Consider the following 413-nt stretch of genomic DNA (forward strand, 5'->3'; position numbering starts at 1 on the left):
GCCCGGCCGCACCGAACCACGCGGCGGTGTACTCGCCGGTGGCGTCGCGCACCACACCGGCGGCCACCGACGCGACACCCGCACCGATCTGGTGGGCGGCGAACACCCAGCCGAACACCAGCGGACCCTGCGATCCGAACACCTCACGGCACAGGGCGATGGTCGGCGGCACGGTCGCCACCCAGTCCAGGCCGTAGATCACGATGAACAACACGATCGACGGATGCAGCGCGTCCGACAGCAACGCCGGCAGGAACAGCAGAGCGACTCCGCGGAACGCGTAGTAGGCGCCCAGCAACAGCCGAGGATCCACCCGGTCGGTGAGCCATCCCGACGCGATGGTCCCCACGATGTCGAAGATCCCCACCACGGCCAACAGTCCGGCCGCCGTCGTCTGCGGCATGCCGTGATCG

At 69.5% G+C, this 413-nt stretch carries 1 pseudogene; it reads right to left on the bottom strand.

Annotated features, from left to right (window positions below):
• Positions 1–413: pseudogene (locus AC1DYP_RS24845) on the bottom strand (MFS transporter); the annotation flags it as partial.

This window comes from Caulobacter sp. P1_D6, from assembly GCF_056406095.1.